We start from the raw sequence: 23,343 nt of genomic DNA on the forward strand, positions 1-23,343 counted from the left end.
CCGTTCAATCGAACTCGGGAGAGACATATGATTCACACCACCTTCAAGATGCTGGCCGGCGCCGCAGTCTTTGCTGCCGTTGCTGCAGGCGGCGCAATGGCCGAGGCGACAAAGCCTGAATGCCTTGCTGGCGCAAAGCCGGGCGGTGGCTTCGACCTGACCTGCCGTCTGGCCGCGAACGCGCTTTTGGCCACCAAGCAGATCGCTGAGCCGATGGCCGTCACCTACATGGAAGGCGGCGTTGGCGCCGTTGCCTATAACCACGTTATCGGCAAGCGCGCGAGCGACCCGAACCTGATCACGGCTGCTTCGTCCGGCTCGGCTCTTCTGATCGCCCAGGGCAAGTTCGGCCAGTACGACGAAAGCGCTGTCCGTTGGCTCGGCGCGCTCGGCGCTGACTACGGCGTTATCGTCGTTGCCGCTGACTCGCCCTACAAGACCATGGCAGACCTCGTTGCCGCCTATAAGGAAGATCCGGCATCCTTCGCGATTGCCGGCGGCGGTGCCATCGGTTCGCAGGACTGGATGAAGGGTTCGCTGATTGCCAAGGCAGCCGGCAAGGAGCCGAAGGAAATGCGCTACGTCGCGCTTGAAGGCGGCGGCGCCGTTCTGACAGCGCTCGAAGGCGGCCACGTCAAGATCGGCGCTGGCGATGCGGCCGAAATGGGCAAGCATCACGTTGCCGGCAAGGTTCGCATCCTCGCCGTCATGTCTGCCGATCGCCTGCCGGGCGAACTGGCTGAAATCCCGACCGCCAAGGAATCCGGTTTCGACATCGAATGGCCGGTCTGGCGCGGTTACTACGTTGGCAAGGATGTCAGCGATGCCGATTACGACTGGTGGGTCAACGCCTTCCAGGCAATGGCCAAGACGCCTGAGTTCGAAAAGGAACGCCAGGAGCGTGGCCTGTTCGAATTCACCATGGTCGGCAAGGAATTTGACGATCGCGTCAAGGCTGACGTTGCCAAGTTCAAGACCCTGGCCAAGGAAGCCGGTCTGTAATTTGCGCGGTGGTGCCGCCGGGTTCGGCGGCGCCACCCCCTTTCGGCTGCTGGAATTGCGCCGAACATCGATCTCAACCATTGCCGGTATGCCCAAACCGGCATCATGAATGCTGCACAGGCCCGATTCCAATCCGGCGCTGTTTCAGTTTCTGGGAGCACCACATGTCCGATAATACCAGAACCCATCTCCTGATTGGGCGGATCAGCGCAATCGTCCTGTTTATCCTTGCCGTGGCCTATGGCATCGGCGGTAGCCAGATCGAATATGCTTTCGCTTCCGATCCGCTCGGACCGCGCGTCATGCCGGTCGCTCTGGCTGTCCTGCTGGGTATCCTTGTGCTGATCTATCTGAGATTTCCGGGATCGGCAGAAGACTTTCCGACGGGCTCTTCGCTTGTTAGAATTCTCGCCATACCGCTGACTTTGATCGTCAGTGTTGCCCTGTTTGAGCCACTCGGATTTGTCGCGTCGATCTTCCTGCTCACGGCTGTTACCGGCTGGCTGTTTGGCGCTACGATCAAGCTTTCCGTCATTGGTGCCGTGGTGCATGCGGCCGTCTGGTGGTTCATCTTCTCCTTCTTGCTCGAGGTCTATTTGCCGACCGGCGCCGTTTTCGGCTGACCGTCGCCCTGACCTGAAAGGACATTTCCATGGATTTCGACTATCTTTGGCAGGGCTTTGGCGTTGCCCTCACTTGGCAGAACCTGCTGATCGGTTTCATTGGTTGCTTCATCGGCACTCTCGTCGGTGCGCTTCCGGCTATCGGTCCGATCAACGGCATCGCGCTGCTCATGCCGATTGCCTACACAATGGGGTTGCCGGCAGAAAGCACCATGATCCTCTTGGCGTCCGTCTATTGTGGCGCTGAATACGGCGGTCGCATCTCCTCCATTCTGCTCAACGTGCCCGGCGATGCGGGTGCGGTGATGACCGCGATGGATGGCTATCCGATGGCGAAGCAGGGACGTGCGGGTGAAGCTCTCGCACTGTCGGGTATTGCATCCTTCGTGGGTGGTATCATCGGTGTCATCGGACTGGCCTTTTTTGCGCCTCTGTTGTCCGGTCTCGCGATCGGCTTTGGCCCTGCCGAATATTTCGTGCTGATGGTCTTTGCCTTTGCGACACTCGGTTCAATGGTCGGCTCGCAACCGGCCAAGACGTTGATCGGATGTGTTCTCGGCCTGATGTTGGCAACCGTTGGCCTCGATGCGACCTCAGGCGCCTATCGCTTCACGTTCAACGAGCCGGAACTTGGCGACGGCATCGAATTCGTCACACTCGTCATTGGTCTCTTCTCGATCTCGGAAGCCATGCTGATCCTTGAGCACCAGACCAAAGGCGCCACCGTCATAAGAGAACTCGGACGCATGACGGCGCGGTTCTCCGACGTCATCTTCAGCATGGGTGCCACACTCCGCGGTTCCTTCATCGGCTTTATAGTCGGCGTTCTGCCAGGGACCGGCGCTTCAGTGTCGAGCGCGGTGTCCTACACCACCGAAAAGCGCTTCTCCGACACGGAAGGCACCTTCGGCAAGGGAGACGTGCGTGGTCTGGCGGCTCCTGAAGCAGCCAATAACGCGACGGCAGCCGGCGCCTTCGTGCCAATGCTGACGCTTGGCGTTCCCGGTTCCGGCACGACTGCCGTCATGCTTGGCGCCTTGATGCTCTACAACATCCAGCCAGGTCCGATGCTGCTCGTCGAGCGTCCAGAAATCGTTGGTGGCCTCGTGGCCTCCCTCTTCGTCGGCAATTTCATCCTGCTTGCGCTCAACCTGCCGCTGGTCAACATCTTCGCCCGCGTGCTCACCATGCCGAACTGGATCCTGGTTCCGGGCATTCTGGTGCTGTCGGTCATCGGCGTTTACTCCACGCATGCCTCGGTCTTCGCGATCTACCTGATGCTCGCCATCGGCATTGCCGGATGGCTGTTGCGCAAGGCCGGTTTCGACATGGCACCGATCATCCTCGGTTTCGTGCTGGGCAAGGTCATGGAAGTGAACCTGCGCAATGCGCTGGCGATCAGCGGTGGCGAGCTTTCGATCCTGTTCCAGAGCACGATCTCGCAGATCCTCTGGGCGCTCGCCATCCTCGTTGCCGTCCTGCCGATTTTCCTCGCTCGTCGTGCGAAGAAAAAGGCGAAGGCTGCAGCCGAACTCCCGATCTGACCGCTTCGCGGCCATACTGGCTGCGGACAAGACAGATCCTCCCAGGAAGCGCCGTGTTCTGCATCGCAGGCACGGCGTTTTCTGTTTTGGACACGCAGGCGCGCCTGAGGCGATTATCTTAACGACGATATGCGAGAAGCCGCTGTGCAGGCTTCATAAGCATCCCGATCGGAAAGGATTTGCCATGCAGGACAGCAAGGAAAGCTTCATCCGCGCTGGCTACGAGCAAGGCGCGTGGCGCGATCTGGCACGGCGTGCGTTCTGGCGGCTGATCGCTCCCTTGCCGGACAAGCCTTACCTTTTCCTCAAATTCTGGAGCATCAAGGGAGCCTGGCCCAATATCGATGCACCGAAGACATTCTCGGAAAAGGTTCAGCATCGGAAGCTCTATGACCGGCGTCCGCTTTTCGGCCTGCTGGTCGATAAGATTGCAGTCAAGGATTTCATTGCCGACCGGATTGGTCCAGAGCATGCCATAGAGACCTATTGGCAAGGCACCGACCTTGCCTCCGTCGACTGGTCGAAGATCCCCTTGCCGGCAGTCATCAAGCCGAACCATGCCAGCGGTCTTGGTGCGTTCCTGTATTCGCCTGAGGATGTAGAGGCTTTTCTGGCCAGCAATCCATGTCCCGCGTGGTTGGCTATTGATCACGCCCACTACAATCGTGAATGGGCCTATAGCCAGGTGGAGCGGCGTATCGTCATTGAAAAGCTGTTGACCAAGGATGGCGGCGTGCCCTGGGATTACCGCCTCTTCGTGTTCAATGGCCGGGTCTCGCACATCATTGTCGATACCCGCGAAAACGATGCGGGCTATTCGGCGACCTATTCACGAGACTGGCAACCTCTGCCGTTCTACGATCCCGACTACTACCCACCCTATCCGGGGGACATGCCACGGCCCGACACGCTTGAAGAGATGGTCGCGCTCGCCGAGGCGCTGGTGCATGATCTGGATTTTGTCCGCGTGGACTTCTTCGATACCGATGATGGCTTGAAAGTCGGCGAACTCACTCTTTATCCCGGCGGTGGCTTTGAAGCCTTTGAGCCGCCGGAATACGACCGCCTGATCGGCGAGAAATGGCATTTGCCGTCTCGGCCTCAAGCAGGACGATAATTTACATCGACGTCCGGTTCGGCTGCATCTGGTGTGCCGCAATCACCTCGGGCGCCGGAACGCTGAGCGCTTCCATCAGGCAGCTCGCAATGGCTGCCCTTAGCGCATAGGTGTTGGCCGTGGTCTTCTTGTGGTCGAGCCGCTGTGCCGCGACGACCAGATTGGCGCCTTGCTGCATCACGATCTGCTGGGCGCGCACCATCGCCCAGGTTTCAATGTCGTTGTTGTCCGTCATGTCCGCATCCCAGCTAAGTCATTTAGCCCCGTGAGCCGCCCGAATCGGCTCTTCCATGAATCTATTTGAATGTGCGGGTGGCTGGAATCGGCATCCAAAAAAAGTCTTCGAAAACAGGAAAGATAACTTGCGCTTTTAAAAGCCACTTGCGTAGCGACGCTGATGCCTGCGGGCAAGGTGAACAGAAAGATGTCACCTTGCGTCATCGGTTCAATTGCTCTGGCAGGCTCCGCCCTTTCCGGTCACCTGCCTTCGGTTCAGGCAGCCGTCCGGTTGCCGGGAAGAAAGCTCGGCCGGCGAGACGGATCGTTGCATTGGCGCATGCCGACATCCTGGGCGGCGATCAGAAAGGCCTTGCGGGCGAGTTCCTTGCCGCCGGCACCCCGCAACGCATTTCGGCAGAATTTCAGCGCGTGTTCATAGGGCTGGCCCCTGCGGGTCGGCCACTCTGCATCGAGAAAATCGAAGGCATCATAGGCATTGGTGAAACGGCGCGTCAGTCCGCAGGGGAGCTGCAGTTCGACTGGGACGGTCCAGGTGAAATCGGCTTCTGTCATTCCTGTCTCCATTTGGCACCCCCAAACTCTCAGGCGTTCAGATCGGTTCCCATCAGACAGAAAAATCGGGGGCTTTCGATGAAGATAATTGGGCCGTTCAATGATCTCATTGCGGCTGGCGTCGTGAGAGCCACTCTGCCGTCACACTATTCGCGTGACGGACGGCTTTTTCCACCGGCATGTCGCGGAGCAGGCCATCCAGCAAGCCCGCGCTGAAGTTGTCGCCGGCACCGATAGTGTCGCGGACGACGAGCGGGTTTTCGATCGTCACGGCGGTGGTGCCTTGGCCATCCGCAATATGCACGGCACCCGGTCCATCGGTCATGACCAGATGTTTGAGCCGATCACCGGCAAGCTCGCTGGCCAGCTGCCAGATCTGGCGGAGCGTCATGTCCGGCAGGTCGGCCTTCGAGCCAATGATCACGTCGGCTGGGCGCGGAGTGGCCTTGCGCAGCGGAAGCTGGGAGATGGAGAGCTTGGCCTGGAGCATGGAGGCTATGGCGGCCTCTGGCAGATGCGGCGTGTTGACGTAAATCGCCTTTGCTCTGACGGGGCGAGAAAGGGGAATGTTGCGGGCGAGTTTGCCTTCGCTCGCAAGAATGGTTCGCTCGCCTTCGGGATCGAGCAGAATATCGGTGATCTCGGTCTGTCCCTCCTGAAGGGCCATCAAGCGCGTGTCCAGCCCTTCTGCTGCCATGCGATCGAGGGCTTGCCGGCCGGTTTCGTCTTGCGCAAGGGTGGAGACGATCAAGACGCGGTGTCCGAGTTCGACCAGGCGACGCGCAGTGAAGTATCCGCCGCCGCCGAGCCGTGTTTCGCGCTGCTTCCACAGGATGCGCGCCCCGGACCGCAATGGCTCGGCCAGATGCCAGATCCGGTCATGATTGACATGGCCGATGACGACGACCTCCGGCATTGCGGCGTCTGCTGTCATGGCGTGGGCTCCTTCGGTGCCGGCCGGCTGCTGTCGCGCAAGATAAGGTCAACCGGCCAGAGTTCGGCAATGTCTGAGGGCTTTCGACCGTCCAGCATCTGCAGCAGGAGGTCGGCGATCTCGCGCCCGGCTGCACGGATCGAAGATCGCGTCGTTGAGAGAGCAGGGGTCATGGTTTCCGCCGTCAGATAAGGAAAGACGTCATCATGCGCCACGACAGAAATATCGGAGCCGACAGCCAGGCCGAGGCTTCTCGCGGCCCGGTAGATACCGAGCGCCGTCATCATCGATCCGGCGACGAAGGCGGTCGGTCGGGCTTGTTTCGACAGCGCAGTGCTGGCGAAGCGGAATCCCGTTTCATCGGAGAAGGTGCCGTGGTGGACGAGTGTCTCGTCATAGGCGATCCGTCGTGCCTGCAGTGCCGTGCGATAACCGTGATCGCGATCCCTCGCGAAGGTGTAGTTGTCGGGTCCGTTGATCAGGCAGATGCGTCTATGCCCGAGATCGAGCAGGTGATCCGTGGCGCGCCGGGTCACCGCCTCGTTGTCAATGTCGAGCCAGGCATGCGGCACGGTCGTCAGCGAACGCCCATGCACGATGAAGGGGATTTTCAGCCGGTCGAGCAAGGCGATCCGCGGGTCGTCCGGCACGGGGGAGTGGATGACGACGGCATCGACCCGGCGGCTTTGCGCGAGCCGCCGGAACACCTGCAACTCGTCCACGGTCTCGTGTTCGCCCATTGGAATGAGGAGAATATCCAGCTCCCCACCGCTCAGCCGCTCGGCCATGCCATTGATGAATTCGGAGAACTGGTAGTCGCCGGCGCGGGTCATCGCGACACCAATCGCGCCCGCCCGGCCCGTGGCAAGCCGCACGGCATTGACGTCGGGATGGTAGCCCAGACGGGCCGCTTCCGCCTCCACCCGCTTGCGCGTCTTGTCGCTCACCTCCGGATAGCCGCTCAGCGCCCGGCTGACGGTGGTCGGTGAGAGGCCGATCTGGGCAGCGAAGTCCTTCAGTTTCATCCGGTGGAATTGTCCTTTGGCTGGAGCGGCTGATCGATCCTTATTTCACGGGCGGCGCGACCATGGCAAGATTATCCAGCGATCCGTCAAAGCGCTTTCAAAGCCTGCTCGCGGCTCTCATTGATGTATTTGCCTTCGGCGCGGGTCGCCATCTTCGATCGCGCGAAGATCTCGCGGGGCGGCCGGCGTGGGGGAAGGGCCGGGAAAAAAATCTGGTCCGTGACCGTCTGCCGCACTTGAAAGCGCTTTCAAAATATCTCCATATTTCCGTCCGATAGACGGTTGCCGTCCAACCGGTGAAAGCTATCTTTCGCACCGTGCACACAAAGGAGATGGAGCGTGTCGATCAAAACAGTTGTCTGGGGCGAGAACATCCATGAGCGGGAAAATGCCGTGGTTCGTTCGATCTATCCCGATGGAATGCACACGGCCATTGCCGCCGCTCTCAACCGCGATGACGGCATCGATGCCAGCGCCGCGACGCTGCAGGAGCCGGAGCACGGCCTTTCGGAAGCGCGGCTTGCGGAAACGGATGTGCTGATCTGGTGGGGCCACAAGGCGCATGGCGATGTGTCCGACGAGATCGTCGAGCGGGTCGCCAAACGCGTCTGGGAAGGCATGGGTCTGATCGTCCTGCATTCGGGACATTTTTCCAAGCCGTTCAAGCGGCTGATGGGCACGCCTTGCGCACTGAAATGGCGCGAGGCCGGCGAGCGCGAGCGTATCTGGACGGTCAATCCGGGACACCCGATTGCAGCAGGCATTCCAGAGAACTTCGTCCTCGAGAACGAGGAAATGTACGGCGAATTCTTCTCCGTGCCGGAGCCGCTCGAGACGGTATTCATCTCGTGGTTCGCCGGTGGGGAGGTCTTCCGTTCGGGCCTCACCTGGCGTCGCGGCGCCGGCAATATCTTCTACTTCCGTCCGGGTCACGAGACCTATCCCACCTATCACGACGCCACCGTGCAGCAGGTGATCAGCAATGCGGTGAAATGGGCCTACAATCCCATGCCGCGCTACATGGCCGTGCATGACGCGCCGAATGTGCCGGTCGAGCAGGCGCTCGAGCCGATCACCGAGCGTGGACCCCGCCTGCATCAGGATGGCGAGGAAGGATACAAATGAGCTCCAATCCCATTCGCCTGCTGATCCTCGGCACCGGCGGCATGGCCAATTCCCATGTTCTGAATTTTTCGACCATCTCGGGTGTGCAACTCGTGGCGGCCGTCGATCTCGACCTTGCGACGGTTCGCGCCTTCGCGGCCCGGCACGATATTCCCAACACCTTCACCTCGCTGGACGAGGCGATCGCATGGGGGCAGTTCGATGCGGTCACGAACGTGACGCCGGACCGCGTTCATCACCCCACGACGCTCAAGCTGCTCGCTGCAGGCAAGCATGTGATGTGCGAGAAGCCGCTGGCGGAAAACTATGCCAAGGCCGACGAGATGGCGACGGCGGCGGAAGCCTGCGGCCTGATCAACATGGTCAATCTCACCTATCGCAATGTGGCGCAGGTGCAGAAGGCTCGCCAGATGGTGGTCAATGGCGAGATCGGTAAGGTCCGCCATATCGAGGCCTCCTATCTGCAGAGCTGGCTGGTTTCGAAGGCCTGGGGCGACTGGGCGAGCGAGAGCCAGTGGCTCTGGCGGCTGTCGACCAAACACGGCTCGAACGGCGTGCTGGGCGATGTCGGTATCCATATCCTCGATTTCGCCGGCTATGGTGCGGCCACCGATATCGATCATGTCTTTGCGCGGTTGAAGACCTTCGACAAGGCGCCGGGCAACAGGATCGGCGAATATGATCTGGACGCCAATGACAGCTTCACCATGACGGCCGAGTTTACCAACGGTGCCATGGGTGTCATCCATGCCAGCCGCTGGGCAACGGGACATCTCAACGAGCTGCGGCTGCGTGTCCATGGCGACAAGGGCGCGCTCGAGGTCATCCATAGGCTCGACGGGTCGAGCCTTCGGGCCTGCCTGCAGGAAGATGTCGAAAAGGCCGTCTGGCGCGAGATCGAGGTCGATCCGGTCGAAACGAACTATCAGAAGTTCATCGCCGGCATCCGCTCCGGTTACGCGCAGGAGCCGAGCTTCCGTCATGCGGCAGACCTGCAGAAGATCCTCGATCTCGCCATGCTGACGGAAGTCGAGCGCCGCGAACTCGCAGTCTAGCGCCCGCAAAGCCGACCAACGAAAACGCCGCCCGAGGAGGTTCGGGCGGCGTTTCCAGACTGCACCGCCCGCAAGCGGCGCAGGATCCCGTGCGTCGTCAGTAGCTGACGGTCACCGCAGACTTGTCCTTGGCCGACTTCACCGCCGCATCGGCAAGCGCCAGCGCGATCAGACCGTCTTCGGCCGAAGGTGCCATTGGTGTGCCGTTCTCCAGTGCGTCGATGAAGGCGGAGATCTCGGCCGCGTAAGCTGCCGTGTAGCGGGTCATGAAGAAATCATGCAGCGGCGGGCGGGTATAGCCGTCCTTGTTGGCGACTTCGATCGAGACGGGGCGCTGGTTTTCAGCCGAGACCGATCCCAGCGAGCCGTGGACTTCGATGCGCTGGTCATAGCCGTAGGATGCCCGGCGCGAGTTGGAGATGATCGCCTGGCGGCCACTCTTCGTCGTCAGGATCAGCGAGGCGCTGTCATAGTCACCCAGTTCGCCGATCTTCGGGTCCACGAGCACGGAGGCCGAGGCTTGAACGGTCTCGATCTCTTCGCCGAGCAGGAAGCGCGCCATGTCGAAGTCGTGGATGGTCATGTCGCGGAAGATGCCGCCGGAGACCTTGATATATTCAGCCGGCGGGGCGCCCGGATCGCGGCTGGTGATCGTCACCATCTCGACCTTGCCGATCGAGCCCTTGTCGATTTCCTTGCGCACGGCCTGGAAATGCGGGTCGAAGCGGCGATTGAAGCCGAGCATGACCTTGCCGCCAACGGCGCGCACGGTTTCAAGGCAGGCCTTCGCGCGCGCAACGTCCAGATCGATCGGCTTTTCGCAGAAGATTGCCTTGCCGGCCTTGGCGAAGCGCTCGATCAGGTCGGCATGGGTATTGGTCGGCGTGCAGATGATGACGGCATTGATGTCCTTGTCGGCTTCGATCTCCTCGATCGTCTTCACCGCGCAGCCGGTCTGGGCGGCGATTGCGTTTGCGGCTTCCGCAAAGGCGTCGGCAACGGCGACGAGTTTCGCGCGCTTGTCCTCGGCGATCGCCTTTGCGTGCACCTTGCCGATACGACCTGCGCCGAGAAGCGCCAGCTTCGTGACCATGTTCATTTCCTCCCTTGACGCCTTCCTCTTTCGTCAGGAGGCGGCGATTGTGCTGTGCTGGAGCGCTTCGTGACGACGCCGGATTTCTATTCCATTTGTCGCTGGCAAAAACGACGTTTTGGAATATATGTTCTATTTTGCTAGATCGTGGCACGGTTTCTGTCAAGCGTGACGATCTGGCGGTGTGCGGTAATGGAGAGGCGATGAGCGACGCTGGTGGACCACAAACAATCAAGGCGTTCGAGGACCGGCTGCTGGAGGTCTCCGGCGCCTTGCCGAAGCGACTGAAGCAATGCGCCGATTATGTCGCGGCCAACAAGGACCGCATCGCCGTGTCGACGGTCGCGGAAATGGCGGAAGGGGCGGGCGTCCAGCCGTCGGCCTTCATGCGGTTTTGCCAGATCATGGGTTTTTCGGGCTTTTCCGAGATGCAGAAACTGTTTCGCGAAAACTTCGTCGGCGGCTGGCCGGATTATTCGACGCGGCTGCAGCACCTGCGCGAAAAGGCGGAAGGGTCGCCTTCGGCGCTGCTCGCCGAGTTCGTCGAAGCGGGGCGAATGTCGCTGGAAAACCTTGTGCAGACCGTTGATCCGCAGGCGCTGGAGGCGGCCGTCCAGCAGTTGGCCGACGCGCGCATGATCCATATCATCGGCTTGCGCCGGTCCTTCCCTGTCGCGAGCTACATGGCCTATGCCTTCGAGAAGATGGGCGTGCCGGCCATGTTGCACAGTGTCGTCGGGCGGCTCGACAATCACCATGCCATCCGGCCGGGGGATGCGCTCCTCGCGGTAACCTTCTCGCCGTACTCAGCCGAGACCCTGGAGCTCGTTGATGAGGTCCGGGCGCGGGGCGTCCCTGTCGTCGCCGTCACCGACACCGTCGTCAGCCCGCTGCGGCGCATGGGGGCAACGCTGCTGTCCGTTTCCGAGGTCGATTTCGGCGCCTTCCGCTCGTTGTCAGCCACGCTCTGTCTTGCAATCGCGCTGTCCGTTGCCGTCGGCACGGCCCGTCCGGATGAGTGAACGTCCGTATTGAAATTCAAAAAAATAGAATTTATAGTCCATTTTGACGGTGGCCGTTCCAAACGTATCGGATGGTCGCGAGGCGGGGCTGGAGACCTCGTATTGTAGGGAGGAATAGACTTGGCTTCGCTCGATCTGATCACGATCGGTCGCTCATCCGTGGACCTTTACGGGGCCCAGGTTGGCGGACGGCTGGAGGACATGGCCTCCTTCAATAAATATATTGGTGGTTCGCCGACCAATATTGCTGCCGGTACGGCGCGGCTCGGCCTGAAGTCGGCATTGATCACCCGCGTCGGCGACGAGCATATGGGGCGCTTCATCCGCGAGCAGCTGGTGGGCGAGGGCGTCGATGTTCGCGGCGTGAAGACCGACAAGGAGCGCCTGACCGCGCTCGTATTGCTCGGCATCCGAGACGAACACCAGTTTCCGCTGATCTTCTACCGCGAGAACTGCGCCGACATGGCGCTTTCCGAAGAGGATATCGATCCGGATTTCGTCGCCGAGGCGCGCTGCGTCTGCGTGACGGGCACGCATCTGTCCAATCCGCGCACCGAACAGGCCGTGCTGAAGGCGCTGGAAATCGCGCGCCAGTCGGGCGGCTTGACCGCGCTCGACATCGACTATCGCCCCAATCTCTGGGGGCTGGCCGGCCATGGCGATGGCGAAAGCCGGTTCGTCCAGTCCGCCAAGGTAACCACCAAGCTTCAGTCGACGCTGCATCTGTTCAACCTGATCGTCGGAACCGAGGAAGAGTTCCACATTGCCGGCGGCTCGACCGATACGATCGAAGCCCTGCGCGCCGTTCGCCAGGTGTCGCCCGCGACGCTGGTGTGCAAGCGTGGGCCGATGGGCGCGGTGGTGTTCGAGGATGCCATTCCCGACAGCCTCGACGACGGCCAGACCGGCGAAGGCTTCCCGATCGAAGTGTTCAACGTGCTCGGTGCCGGCGACGGCTTCATGTCTGGCCTGCTGAAAGGTTGGCTGACCGGCGAAGACTGGCCGACCAGCCTGAAATTCGCCAATGCCTGCGGCGCCTTTGCCGTGTCGCGGCACGGCTGCACGCCGGCCTATCCGAGCTGGGAGGAACTGCAATATTTCTTCCGCACCGGCATCCGGAACAAGGCGTTGCGCAAGGACGAAGCGCTGGAGCAGGTGCACTGGTCGACGAACCGCAAGGGTGACTGGTCGACCATGCGGGTCTTCGCCTTCGATCATCGCATGCAGCTCGAAGCCATGACAAAAGAGATCGGCGTTTCCGACGACCGGATCGGCGATTTCAAGAATCTTTGCCTTGATGCCGCACTCGGCGTCTCTGCTGGACAGCCGGGTTACGGTCTTCTCTGCGACAGCCGTGTCGGGCGAGATGCGCTTTACCGCGCCGCCGGCCAGGGCCTGTGGATCGGTCGTCCCGTCGAATGGCCGGGTTCGCGGCCCCTGACGCTGGAGCCGGAAATCGGCCCCGATTTCGGCGGGCTGGTCGAATGGCCGGTTGAGCACGTCGTCAAGGTGCTGTGCTTCTATCATCCTGATGACACGGCCGAAATGAAGGCCGGGCAGGAAGAGACGGTGAAGCGGCTGTTCCATGCCGCACGCCGCAACCGGCTGGAATTCCTTCTCGAGGTCATTCCGTCCAAGGTCGGCTCCACGGATGACGAGACGACGGCCAGGATCATCGACCGTTTCTACGAGATCGGCGTCTATCCCGACTGGTGGAAGCTGGAGCCGATGAAGACGAAGGCATCCTGGGCCAATGCCTGTGCCGCCATCGAGCGCCACGACCAGCACACGCGCGGCATTGTCGTGCTTGGCCTCGATGCACCCCAGGCGGAGCTTGAAGAAAGCTTCCAGCTTGCGGCTGGCTTTGATCTGGTCAAGGGTTTTGCGGTGGGGCGGACGATTTTCGCCGATGCCGCGCGCAAGTGGCTTTCCGGCACGATCAGCGATGCCGAGGCCGTAGAGGACATGGCGGCGCGTTATCGGAGCCTTTGCGGCATCTGGGATGAGGCGCGGGCAAAGGCGCAAGCGGGGGCTGTTGCCGCCAAGGGAGAACAGGCATGAAGACGATCCGGCTGACCGCCGCGCAGGCAATGGTGCGTTACCTCGCCAACCAGTTCAACGAGGACGGCGAGCCCTATATCGCGGGCGTCTGGGCAATCTTCGGACATGGCAATGTCGCCGGTATCGGCGAAGCCTTGCATGGCATCCGCAACGAATTGCCGACCTATCGCGGCCAGAACGAGCAGTCGATGGCCCATGCGGCGATTGCCTATGCCAAGCAGTTGCGCCGTCGCCGCGCCATGGCGGTGACGTCCTCGATTGGCCCGGGCGCGCTCAACATGGTGACGGCTGCAGCGCTTGCACATGTCAATCGCCTGCCGGTCCTCTTCATCCCCGGCGACGTTTTCGCCAATCGCGGCCCGGATCCGGTGCTGCAGCAGATCGAGGATTTTGGTGACGGCTCGATGTCGGCGAATGACTGCTTCAAGCCGGTCTCGCGCTATTTCGACCGCATCATGCGGCCTGAGCAGTTGTTGACGGCCTTGCCGCGTGCCTTCCGCACCATGACCGATCCGGCCGATTGCGGGCCTGTCACGCTGGCTTTCTGCCAGGATGTGCAGGCCGAGGCCTATGATTATCCTGAGAGCTTCTTTGCTAAGAAGGTCTGGCGTTTCCGTCGTCCGGAACCGGATGCGGTGGAATTCGAGGCGGCAGTTGCTGCCCTGAAGGCGGCGAAGAACCCCGTCATCGTCGCCGGTGGCGGCGTGCATTTTGCCGGTGCGACCGAGACGCTGAAGGCCTTTGTCGAGAAGCACAAGATCCCCGTCGTCGAGACGCAGGCCGGCAAGTCGGCACTTGCATGGGATCATGACCTGAATTTCGGTCCGGTCGGTGTCACCGGGGCGGAAAGTGCCAATATCGTCTCGGAAAAGGCCGATCTCGTGCTTGGCGTCGGCACGCGGTTCCAGGACTTCACCACGGGTTCCTGGGCGCTGTTCAAGAACCCGGACCGGAAAATCCTGGCGCTCAATGTGCAGTCCTATGACAGTGCCAAGCATGATGCGATCCCGCTGACCGCGGATGCAAAGATCGGGCTTGAAAAGCTTTCAAGCGCGCTTGGCGGTCACACGTATGCCGGTCCTGATGCGGCCGTGAAGGCGTCGTGGTTTGCCAAGGCGGATGCGGTGACGGCGGCCCCCGCCGACAGCAATTCCCTGCCGACCGACATGCAGGTGATCGGCGCCGTGCAGCGCGCCTCGCGCGACAATACGGTGGTGATGTGCGCGGCCGGCACCATGCCGGGCGAACTGCACCAGCTGTGGAAGTCCAAGCTGCCGCTCTCCTATCACATGGAATACGGCTTCTCTTGCATGGGCTATGAAGTGGCCGGCGGTCTCGGCATCAAGATGGCCGAGCCCGACCGCGACGTCATCGTCATGGTCGGCGACGGCTCCTACATGATGATGAATTCGGAGCTTGCGACGGCGGTCGGCATGGGCGTCAAGATCACGCTCGTCATCACCGACAACCGTGGCTATGGCTGCATCAACCGACTGCAGATGGGCACCGGTGGCGCCGAGTTCAACAATCTCTACGCCCATTCCAACGTCAATCCGATCGCGATCGACTTCGTCGCCCATACGGCGGCCATGGGCGCGCGTTCGACGAAGGTTTCCAGCATCGCCGAACTCGAGGCCGCACTCGATGCGGCCCGCGAGGCGACGGAAACCACTGTTATCGTCATCGATACAGACCCTTATCCAACCACCGGGGCCGGCGGCTATTGGTGGGATGTCGCGGTGCCGGAAGTCTCGGTCCGCAGCGAAGTCACACAAGCCCGCGCAGCCTATGAAGCGGCCCTCAAGGAAAGAAACTGATCATGATCCTGTTCGGAACTAATCCGATTGCCTGGTCGAACGACGATGATCGTACGCTCGGCGCCCATATCAGCCTCGAACAGTGCCTGGACGAGACCGCGAAGATCGGCTTCGACGGCATCGAGAAGGGGCACAAAATGCCGACCGATCCGGCGGGCCTGAAGGGCGTGCTGGAGCCGCGTGGCCTGAAATTCGTTTCCGGCTGGCATTCGCTGAACCTGCTGACGAACACGATCGAGGAAGAAAAGGCGGCCATGCAGCCCTTCCTCGACGTTCTCAAGGAGATGGGCTGCAAGGTCATCATCGTCTGCGAAACCTCGAACGCCATCCATGGCGCGGATGATACGGCACTGGCAGATCGTCCGGTGCTCGCGGAAGCCGATTGGGCCAAGTTTGGCGCCGGCGTCGAGGCGCTGGCCGAATATGCCGCCGCCCAGGGCATTGCGCTGGTCTATCACCACCACATGGGAACCGTGGTCGAGACCGAGGCCGAAATCGACAAGCTGATGCAGCATACCGGTCCGCATGCCAAGCTGCTGCTCGACACCGGCCATTGCTATTTCGGCGGCGGCAATCCGGTCGCGGTCGCAAGCAAATACATGAACCGCGTCGGCCATATCCATGCCAAGAACGTGCGTCCGGTCATTGCCGATCAGGTGCGCAACGAGAAGCTCTCCTTCCTTGAAGGCGTGCGCCGCGGTGTCTTCACCGTGCCGGGTGATGCCGAAGGTGGCGTCGACTTTACCGCGGTGCTGAAGATTGCCGCCGAGCATGGCTATGAGGGCTGGGTGGTCATCGAGGCCGAGCAGGATCCCAATGTCCGCAATCCCTTCGAATACCAGAGCCTCGGCCTGAAATCGCTGAAGGGTTTTGCCAAGGATGCCGGCCTGATCTGAAAATCCCCACGAGGCTGAGCAGGCCCTCGGCCTCCTGTTTTGACAGATCGCGGATTTGGGCTCTATTGCAGGCGACGTTTAAAACTCTGACTGCCGGGAGCAGACCTTGAAATTCCAGATCCTCGATCCGACCCATCCCTTCTTCAAGCCGCTCTGGCGCCGCATCCTGTGTGTCGTGCTGCCATTGGCCTGGGCGGGGGTGGAGTACTCCAACGGTGCGACCGGCTGGGCGATGATCTTCGTCGCAGCCGGTCTCTATGCGGCCTATGAGCTGCTTTTCATGTACGACCACACGATGAAAAAGGCCGAGGCCAAAGCCGAGGCCGAACGGGCGCGGATCGCGGCGGAAGCCGAGAGGCCCGACAGCGAATAGGGAGACGAGGAATGACCGATCTGTTGCGCAAGCCTTCCGGTACGACCGGCAAGGTGCATGACATCACGCCGGCCGATGCCGGCTGGGGCTATGTGGGCTTCGGACTTTACCGGCTGAAGCCGGGCGAGCGTGCTGCGGAACAGACCGGTGAAACCGAAGTGATCCTCGTGCTTGTCGAGGGCAAGGCAATTATTTCGGGCGGCGGCAAGGAGTTCGGCGAAATCGGCGACCGTATGTCGGTCTTCGAAAAGACACCGCCGCACTGCGTCTATGTGCCGGCCGGGGCCGACTGGTCGGCCGTGGCCACCACGGACTGTGTGCTGGCAGTCTGCACCGCGCCCGCCATGCCGGGCCGCGAAGCCCAGCAGATCGGGCCGGAAGGCATTTCCCTTGTCGATCGCGGCAAGGGCGCCAATACCCGCCATATCTATCCCATCGCCATGGAAGACCGGGATGTTGCCGACAGCCTGCTGGTGACCGAGGTCTTCACGCCGTCGGGCAACTGGTCGTCCTATCCGCCGCATCGGCACGACGAGGACAATTTCCCCGAGATGACCTATCTCGAGGAGACCTATTACCACCGCCTGAACCCCGCCCAGGGTTTCGGTTTCCAGCGCGTCTTCACCGAAGATGGATCGCTCGACGAGACCATGGCCGTGTCCGATGGCGATGTGGTGCTGGTGCCGAAGGGTCACCATCCCTGCGGCGTGCCGCATGGCTACGAGATGTATTATCTCAATGTCATGGCCGGCCCCTTGCGCAAGTGGCGCTTCCAGAACCACCCGGATCACGACTGGATCTACAAGCGCGACAATCCCTGAAGTTGGCGCCTACTACGTCTTTGCATGCATGAATGCATTTCCTGGAACGGTCTCAAATCCATTGGCGAATGGCCGCCGTAATGGGTGCAAAACCGCGCCAATGATGGAGACGCACCCATGCCAAAGATCAGTCTGGCCCTGGTTGGGCTTGCCCTCAGCCTGTTGCCATCCGCCGGTCAGGCGGCCGAAACGTTCACCTTCGAGGATTATTTCACCGGTCGCACGGAAGCGACCGGCTCGTTCAGCGCGATCAATGGTGTCAAACGCAGCTTCAAGGTCGATCTGACCGGCAAATGGGACGGCAAGACCCTGACGCTGCGCGAGGATTTCGTCTTCGATGATGGCACCAAGGACCGCAAGACCTGGCGCTTCACCAAGACCAGCCCGACGACCTATAGCGGCACGCGCGAGGATGTCATTGGCGAGACAAAGGTAACGTTGAATGGCGCGGTCGCACGCTTCAACTACCTCGTCTATCTGAGCCCGGAAACCCAGGGCAACAAGGTGCGGTTCTGGGACAAGATGGTGCTGAGGGAAGACGGCACAGTGCTCAATACGGCACTCGTGACGAAGTTCGGCATCCCGGTAGCCAAGACCACGGTCGAGTTCCGCAAGCCGGGATCCGCGCACAAGACGGCGAGCCGCTGAGGCTCAGTTGCACTTATCCTTCAGCCAGCCGTCGATACCTTCGGCGGCGGCAAGGCCCGTTGCAAAACAGGCGGTCAGCAGATAGCCGCCTGTCGGCGCCTCCCAGTCGAGCATTTCGCCGGCGACGAAGGTGCCGGGGCGATTTCTCAGCATGAAGCGATCATCGATCGCGTCGAGGGCTATCCCGCCCGCCGTCGAGATCGCCTCGGCGATCGGGCGCGGTCGTTTGACTGGGAGCGGCAGAGCTTTGATGAGGCTTGCGAGGCCACTCGCGTCACGCTGGTTGACTGCGGGATAGACTTCCCGCAGCAGCGCGATCTTCACGCCATCAAGGTTGGCGGCCTTTTTGAGCCGTGTCGAAAAACTCGCCTTGCGATCCTGTCGGGCGAGATCGGCCGTCAGCCGCTCCACCGTTCGTCCTGGCGTGAGATCCATCAGAAGTTCAGCATGGCCGTCCGCATCGAGCCCATCCCGCAGTGCCGCCGAATGGGCATAGATCAGGCTGCCCTCGACACCGCCCTTGCTGATGACGAATTCGCCCTGGGTGGTCCCAGCCGCCGAGGTGGCCTTGACGGATTTGACCGGCTCGCCGGAAAACCGAGCGTTGAAGGCTTCGGAAAACTCACAGTCGAAACCGCAATTGGCCGCGCGGAGCGGTGTGATCTCGATACCTTGGCCTTGTAGCACCGGCACCCAAGCCGCATCGGAACCGAGTTTCGGCCAACTCGCGCCGCCAAGGGCGAGCAGCGTGGCCTCCGCCGATACGCGCAGGTCACCGTCTGGCGTGTCGAAGCGCAGGGCATCGCCGTCAAAACCCATCCAGCGGTGGCGGGTGAGGATCGTGACGTCCAGTGCCTCCAACCGCCTGAGCCATGCGCGCAGGAGCGGCGAGGCCTTCATCGCTTTCGGGAAAACGCGGCCGGAGGAGCCGACAAAGGTCTCAGTGCCGAGGTCTGCCGCCCAGGCCCGGATCGCATCCGGCGTCATCCGGTCAAGGATCGGGCGGATCCACCCGTTTGCCGCGCCGTAGCGGGTGACGAACCGGGCGTAGTCCTCGGAATGGGTGATGTTCAATCCCGATTTCCCCGCGAGCAGGAACTTTCGTCCAACCGTCGGCATGGCGTCATAGACCGTCACGGCATGACCCTTGCCCGCCAGGTGCTCCGCCGCCATCAGCCCTGCCGGGCCGCCACCGATCACCGCCACCGAATGGCGGGTGGCCTGCAGCTCTTTCAAATCGGAGAGGGTTTCCGTGCTCATGCCCGTCTGGCTACAGCACGCGGCCGTTTTCGCCAAGGGCCGTCGGCTTCATCGGTTGTCCTCGATGATCATCGCTGCCGCCTTTTCGGCGATCATCAGGGTCGGCGAGTTGGTGTTGCCGGAAACGATGGTCGGCATGATCGAGGCATCGGCGATCCGCAGGCCTTTCAAGGCCCTTAGCCGCAAACGCGGGTCGATAACACTGTCCGGATCCGCGCCCATGCGGCAAGTGCCGACGGGGTGGAAGATCGTCGTGCCGATATCGCCTGCGGCCTGTTCCAGCTCTGCATCGCTTTCCAGCGCTGGGCCGGGGCGATATTCCTCGGGGTGGTAGCGGGCAAAGGCGGGCTGGGCGGCGATGCGGCGCGTCAGTCGGATCGAGCGGACCGCGACGTCGCGGTCGCCAGGTGTTGAAAGATAATTCGGCGCGATCCTCGGTTGCGCGGGGAAGTCCGGTCCGGCGATATGGACGGAGCCCCGGCTTTCCGGCCTGAGATTGCAGACGCTGGCGGTGATCGCCGGGAAGGGGTGAACCGGATCGCCGAACTTGTCGAGCGAGACCGGCTGGACATGATATTCGAGATCGGCGGTTTCCTTGTCCGGGCCGGAGCGGGTGAAGATGCCAAGCTGGCTCGGCGCCATGGACATCGGCCCTGAGCGCCTCAGCGCATATTCCAGCCCGATCATCGCCTTGCCGTAGAGGCTGGCGGCCCGCTCGTTGAGCGTCGGCACGCCCTTGACCTTGAAGACAAGGCGGAGTTGCAGGTGGTCCTGCAGGTTTTCGCCAACGGAGGGCACCTCGCGGACGGTTTCGACCCCAGCATTCTGCAGGACATCGCCACGACCGATGCCGGAGAGTTCGAGGATCTGCGGTGAGCCGATGGCGCCCGCCGACAGCACCACCTCGCGGCGGGCGGCGAAGCGCTTCAACTCGCCGTCGTGATGCACCTCGACGCCGGTCACCCGCTCGCCCTCGATCGTCAGCCGCTTCACATGGGCGCGGGTAAGGATCGTCAGGTTCTTCCGATGCCGGATCGGTTTCAGGAAGGCCTTGGCCGTGTTCCAGCGAATGCCTGAGCGCTGGTTGACCTCGAAGAAGCCTGAGCCTTCGTTGTCACCCCGATTGAAGTCGTTTGTCTCCGGAATGCCTGCCTGTTTTGCCGCCTCGCGAAAGGCTTCCAGCACGTCCCAGCGCAGCCGGGCCTTCTCGACGCGCCATTCACCGCCGGCGCCGTGTTTGTCATCGGCACCCCGGTAAAAGTCTTCCGTCTGACGGAAGATCGGCAGCACGTCATCCCAACCCCAGCCGGTGCAGCCCATCTGGCGCCACTGGTCGTAGTCGCGCGCCTGGCCGCGCATGTAGATCATGCCGTTGATCGACGAGCAGCCACCGAGCACCTTGCCACGGGGATAGCCGATGGCGCGGCCATTCAGGCCGGGCTCGGCTTCCGTCCTGAAGCACCAGTCGGTGCGCGGATTGTTGATGCAGTAGAGATAGCCGACCGGAATATGGATCCAGTGATAATTGTCGCTGCCACCGGCTTCGAGCAGCAGCACGCGCCGCGCGGGATCGGCGGAGAGCCTGTTAGCCAGCAGGCAGCCGGCGGTGCCGGCACCGATGACGATATAATCGTAGGTCTCCATGCTCCTCCCCGAGCCTCAGGGTCGAAACCCAATTAGGATAGCGGTTCTGTTGACGATAATGGGATTGAATGGAAGCAAACAAGCGCAAGGCAAGACCCATAGGTCTTGTCGAGTATTGATTGCGATCAGTCGGCCCATCATCGCCAATCCTTCGGACAAGCTCACTCTTGTGCCTGCGGGCGTCGGAAAGGTTTGAAAATGATCAGCATTTCCTGCACCTTTCCTCCTACTCAGTCACAAGATTGAGCTTGCATAACCACTATCCTAATTGGGTTTCGACCCTAAGCCTCAACTGTTTCGCAGGCGGCCTTCCAGAAGGTCAAGCACCGAGCGCGCGGCATCCATGACATTGGTGCCAGGGCCGAAGACGGCGGAGACGCCATGCTCGAGCAGGAAATCGTAATCCTGGCGCGGGATGACCCCGCCGACCACGACGATCACCTCGTTTGCGCCCCTGGCCTTCAGCGCTTCGACCAACTGCGGGGCGAGCGTCTTGTGCCCGGCGGCAAGCGAGGACATGCCGACCACCTGCACCTTGCTCTCGACGGCGAGATCGGCCGCTTCCTCTGGCGTCTGGAAGAGGGGACCTGCCACGACATCGAAGCCGATATCGCCGAAGGCAGACGCAATCACCTTGGCGCCGCGATCATGGCCATCCTGGCCGAGTTTGGCGATCAGGATACGCGGCTTGGCGGCAGCCTTGCCATAGTCCTTCAGGCGATTGCTCAGCGTCTCCATTTCCGGATCGCCCTCATAGGCCTTGCCGTAGATGTCATGCACTACCTCCGGCGTTGCTGCATGATCGCCAAAGACGGCGCGCATGGCATCCGAAATCTCGCCGACGGTGGCGCGCGCGCGGGCGGCCTCGACGGCGGCTTCAAGCAGATTGCCGGTGCCGGTGCGGGCGATCTCGGTCAGGCGGGCCAGTGTCGCTTCCACCCGCTTCGGGTCGCGCTGGCGGCGCGTCTGCTCGATGCGCTTGACCTGCGACAGGCGCACGGCGGTGTTGTCGATCTCAAGAATGTCGATGGCCTGTTCGTTTTCTAGGCGGAACTTGTTGACGCCGACGATGACCTCCTCGCCACGGTCGATGGCGGCTTGCCGGCGGGTGGCGGCTTCCTCGATCAGGCGTTTCGGCAGGCCGTCATCGACGGCCTTGGTCATGCCACCCAGGCTTTCGACCTCTTCGATCAGCGCCCAGGCTTTCTCCGCCATCTCGTTGGTCAGGCTCTCGACATAGTAGGAGCCGGCGAGCGGATCGACGACCTTGGTGACGCCGGTTTCGTTCTGCAGGATCAGTTGGGTATTGCGGGCGATGCGGGCGGAGAATTCCGTCGGCAGCGCGATCGCCTCGTCGAAGGAATTGGTGTGCAGCGACTGCGTGCCGCCAAGCGCTGCCGACATCGCCTCGAAGGCGGTGCGCACAATGTTGTTGTAGGGATCCTGCTCGGCGAGCGACACGCCGGAGGTCTGGCAATGGGTGCGCAGCATCAGGGACGACGCCTTTTTCGGCTCGAACTCCTGCATGATGCGGGTCCAGAGCAGGCGGGCGGCGCGGAGCTTCGCCGCCTCCATGAAGAAGTTCATGCCGATCGCGAAGAAGAAGGAGAGGCGGCCGGCGAACTCATCGACATTCAGGCCCTTGGCAATGGCGGCGCGCACATATTCGCGTCCGTCGGCCAGCGTGAAGGCCAGCTCCTGCACCAGCGTCGCACCGGCCTCCTGCATGTGATAGCCGGAGATCGAGATCGAGTTGAACTTCGGCATTTCTTTCGCCGTGTATTCGATGATGTCGGCGATGATCCGCATCGAGGGTTCCGGCGGATAGATATAGGTGTTGCGGACCATGAACTCCTTGAGGATGTCGTTCTGGATGGTCCCCGACAGCTTGTCGCGCGAAACACCCTGTTCCTCGCCGGTCACGATGAAATTGGCGAGGATCGGAATGACCGCGCCGTTCATGGTCATCGAGACGGAGATGTCCTCAAGTGGAATGCCGTCGAACAGGATCTTCATGTCCTCGACACTGTCGATCGCCACGCCCGCCTTGCCGACATCGCCCTCGACACGAGGATGGTCACTGTCGTAACCGCGATGGGTGGCGAGATCGAAGGCGACGGAGACACCCTGCTGGCCGGCCAAGAGCGCCTTGCGATAGAAGGCGTTCGATTCCTCCGCCGTCGAGAAGCCGGCATATTGCCGGATCGTCCAGGGGCGGCCGGCATACATGGTGGCGCGCGGGCCGCGAGTGAAGGGCGCAAAACCCGGCAGGCTGTCGAGATGCCCGATGCCATCAAGGTCGTCTGCCGTATAGAGCGGCTTCACCGGAATCCCCTCCGGCGTGTTCCAGACGAGGCTGTCAGCCGGACGCTTCAATTCCTTCTCGGCAAGCGCCTGCCAGTCGGCGATGGTCTTCTTGGTCATGGCTGCGATCCTTTCGCGACAATTGCGCGGTTCGGTGGTTTGCCGAGGGTGATCTGTTTGACGGGAT

The 23,343-nt window shown here is 61.7% G+C and carries 21 protein-coding genes; 13 read left to right on the plus strand and 8 right to left on the minus strand.

Going from position 1 to position 23,343, the window contains the following annotated elements; translation table 11 throughout:
- Nucleotides 1-27: 27 nt before the first annotated feature.
- The 4 genes from FAA97_RS18750 to FAA97_RS18765 all read left to right on the plus strand — a co-directional run bounded on the left by FAA97_RS18750 (nucleotide 28) and on the right by FAA97_RS18765 (nucleotide 4,286).
- Nucleotides 28-1,002, plus strand: a complete 975-nt coding sequence (locus FAA97_RS18750) for a Bug family tripartite tricarboxylate transporter substrate binding protein (RefSeq protein ID WP_168801046.1) — start codon at nucleotides 28-30, stop codon at nucleotides 1,000-1,002.
- A gap of 164 nt (nucleotides 1,003-1,166) precedes the next feature.
- On the plus strand, nucleotides 1,167-1,625 hold the full coding sequence (locus FAA97_RS18755; protein ID WP_136600096.1) for a tripartite tricarboxylate transporter TctB family protein: 459 nt from the start codon (nucleotides 1,167-1,169) through the stop codon (nucleotides 1,623-1,625).
- Between the two features lie 29 nt (nucleotides 1,626-1,654).
- A complete protein-coding gene (locus FAA97_RS18760) occupies nucleotides 1,655-3,169 on the plus strand; it encodes a tripartite tricarboxylate transporter permease (protein WP_136600097.1) in 1,515 nt (504 codons plus the stop codon).
- A gap of 184 nt (nucleotides 3,170-3,353) precedes the next feature.
- Entirely contained in the window at nucleotides 3,354-4,286 is a 933-nt protein-coding gene (locus tag FAA97_RS18765; protein WP_136600098.1) for an ATP-grasp fold amidoligase family protein, read from the plus strand.
- Nucleotide 4,287: 1 nt separating this feature from the next.
- On the opposite strand, the gene FAA97_RS18770 is transcribed toward FAA97_RS18765, so the two are convergent.
- The 4 genes from FAA97_RS18770 to FAA97_RS18785 all read right to left on the minus strand — a co-directional run bounded on the left by FAA97_RS18770 (nucleotide 4,288) and on the right by FAA97_RS18785 (nucleotide 7,037).
- On the minus strand, nucleotides 4,288-4,521 hold the full coding sequence (locus FAA97_RS18770) for a hypothetical protein (RefSeq protein WP_136600099.1): 234 nt from the start codon (nucleotides 4,519-4,521) through the stop codon (nucleotides 4,288-4,290).
- A 257-nt stretch (nucleotides 4,522-4,778) separates the two neighbouring features.
- Entirely contained in the window at nucleotides 4,779-5,078 is a 300-nt protein-coding gene (locus FAA97_RS18775; RefSeq protein WP_136600100.1) for a DUF982 domain-containing protein, read from the minus strand.
- A 106-nt stretch (nucleotides 5,079-5,184) separates the two neighbouring features.
- Nucleotides 5,185-6,012, minus strand: a complete 828-nt coding sequence (locus FAA97_RS18780) for a PfkB family carbohydrate kinase (protein ID WP_136600101.1) — start codon at nucleotides 6,010-6,012, stop codon at nucleotides 5,185-5,187.
- On the minus strand, nucleotides 6,009-7,037 hold the full coding sequence (locus FAA97_RS18785; RefSeq protein WP_136600102.1) for a substrate-binding domain-containing protein: 1,029 nt from the start codon (nucleotides 7,035-7,037) through the stop codon (nucleotides 6,009-6,011). Before FAA97_RS18785 ends, FAA97_RS18780 begins: the two co-directional genes overlap by 4 nt.
- Nucleotides 7,038-7,376: 339 nt before the next feature.
- On the opposite strand from FAA97_RS18785, the gene FAA97_RS18790 reads away from it, so the two are divergent.
- Both FAA97_RS18790 and FAA97_RS18795 read left to right on the plus strand, forming a co-directional pair.
- Entirely contained in the window at nucleotides 7,377-8,162 is a 786-nt protein-coding gene (locus tag FAA97_RS18790) for a ThuA domain-containing protein (protein ID WP_136600103.1), read from the plus strand.
- Nucleotides 8,159-9,217 carry a Gfo/Idh/MocA family protein gene (locus FAA97_RS18795; protein WP_136600104.1) on the plus strand — a complete coding sequence of 353 codons (1,059 nt, stop codon included), beginning with the start codon at nucleotides 8,159-8,161 and terminating at the stop codon, nucleotides 9,215-9,217. The genes FAA97_RS18790 and FAA97_RS18795 overlap by 4 nt, the downstream gene beginning before the upstream one ends.
- Nucleotides 9,218-9,314: 97 nt before the next feature.
- On the opposite strand, the gene iolG is transcribed toward FAA97_RS18795, so the two are convergent.
- Nucleotides 9,315-10,310, minus strand: coding sequence for an inositol 2-dehydrogenase (gene iolG / locus FAA97_RS18800; protein ID WP_136600105.1), 996 nt, complete (start codon nucleotides 10,308-10,310; stop codon nucleotides 9,315-9,317).
- A gap of 203 nt (nucleotides 10,311-10,513) precedes the next feature.
- Here iolG and FAA97_RS18805 point away from each other — a divergent pair, with 203 nt between their 5' ends.
- The 7 genes from FAA97_RS18805 to FAA97_RS18835 all read left to right on the plus strand — a co-directional run bounded on the left by FAA97_RS18805 (nucleotide 10,514) and on the right by FAA97_RS18835 (nucleotide 17,948).
- Entirely contained in the window at nucleotides 10,514-11,332 is an 819-nt protein-coding gene (locus tag FAA97_RS18805; protein ID WP_136600106.1) for a MurR/RpiR family transcriptional regulator, read from the plus strand.
- A gap of 120 nt (nucleotides 11,333-11,452) precedes the next feature.
- On the plus strand, nucleotides 11,453-13,393 hold the full coding sequence (locus FAA97_RS18810; RefSeq protein ID WP_136600107.1) for a bifunctional 5-dehydro-2-deoxygluconokinase/5-dehydro-2-deoxyphosphogluconate aldolase: 1,941 nt from the start codon (nucleotides 11,453-11,455) through the stop codon (nucleotides 13,391-13,393).
- Complete coding sequence (gene iolD, locus FAA97_RS18815; RefSeq protein ID WP_136600108.1) at nucleotides 13,390-15,210, plus strand: 3D-(3,5/4)-trihydroxycyclohexane-1,2-dione acylhydrolase (decyclizing); 1,821 nt, start codon at nucleotides 13,390-13,392, stop codon at nucleotides 15,208-15,210. Before FAA97_RS18810 ends, iolD begins: the two co-directional genes overlap by 4 nt.
- A 2-nt stretch (nucleotides 15,211-15,212) precedes the next feature.
- Entirely contained in the window at nucleotides 15,213-16,106 is an 894-nt protein-coding gene (gene iolE / locus FAA97_RS18820; protein ID WP_136600109.1) for a myo-inosose-2 dehydratase, read from the plus strand.
- A gap of 106 nt (nucleotides 16,107-16,212) precedes the next feature.
- Nucleotides 16,213-16,479 (plus strand): hypothetical protein, encoded by a 267-nt coding sequence (locus FAA97_RS18825; RefSeq protein WP_136600110.1) that lies wholly within the window; start codon nucleotides 16,213-16,215, stop codon nucleotides 16,477-16,479.
- Nucleotides 16,480-16,490: 11 nt separating this feature from the next.
- Nucleotides 16,491-17,300, plus strand: a complete 810-nt coding sequence (gene iolB / locus FAA97_RS18830) for a 5-deoxy-glucuronate isomerase (protein ID WP_136600111.1) — start codon at nucleotides 16,491-16,493, stop codon at nucleotides 17,298-17,300.
- 117 nt (nucleotides 17,301-17,417) lie between these two features.
- Complete coding sequence (locus FAA97_RS18835) at nucleotides 17,418-17,948, plus strand: DUF3833 family protein (RefSeq protein WP_136600112.1); 531 nt, start codon at nucleotides 17,418-17,420, stop codon at nucleotides 17,946-17,948.
- A gap of 3 nt (nucleotides 17,949-17,951) precedes the next feature.
- Here FAA97_RS18835 and FAA97_RS18840 read toward each other — a convergent pair whose 3' ends face one another.
- The 3 genes from FAA97_RS18840 to scpA all read right to left on the minus strand — a co-directional run bounded on the left by FAA97_RS18840 (nucleotide 17,952) and on the right by scpA (nucleotide 23,276).
- Nucleotides 17,952-19,208 (minus strand): TIGR03862 family flavoprotein, encoded by a 1,257-nt coding sequence (locus FAA97_RS18840; RefSeq protein ID WP_136600113.1) that lies wholly within the window; start codon nucleotides 19,206-19,208, stop codon nucleotides 17,952-17,954.
- Between the two features lie 48 nt (nucleotides 19,209-19,256).
- Nucleotides 19,257-20,852 (minus strand): GMC family oxidoreductase, encoded by a 1,596-nt coding sequence (locus FAA97_RS18845; protein ID WP_136600114.1) that lies wholly within the window; start codon nucleotides 20,850-20,852, stop codon nucleotides 19,257-19,259.
- Between the two features lie 288 nt (nucleotides 20,853-21,140).
- Nucleotides 21,141-23,276 carry a methylmalonyl-CoA mutase gene (gene scpA, locus FAA97_RS18855; RefSeq protein ID WP_136600115.1) on the minus strand — a complete coding sequence of 712 codons (2,136 nt, stop codon included), beginning with the start codon at nucleotides 23,274-23,276 and terminating at the stop codon, nucleotides 21,141-21,143.
- Between the last annotated feature and the right edge of the window lie 67 nt (nucleotides 23,277-23,343).

Origin of the sequence: Peteryoungia ipomoeae (genome assembly GCF_004912165.1) — a bacterium.
In the GTDB taxonomy this organism is placed as follows: Bacteria; Pseudomonadota; Alphaproteobacteria; order Rhizobiales; family Rhizobiaceae; genus Allorhizobium; species Allorhizobium ipomoeae.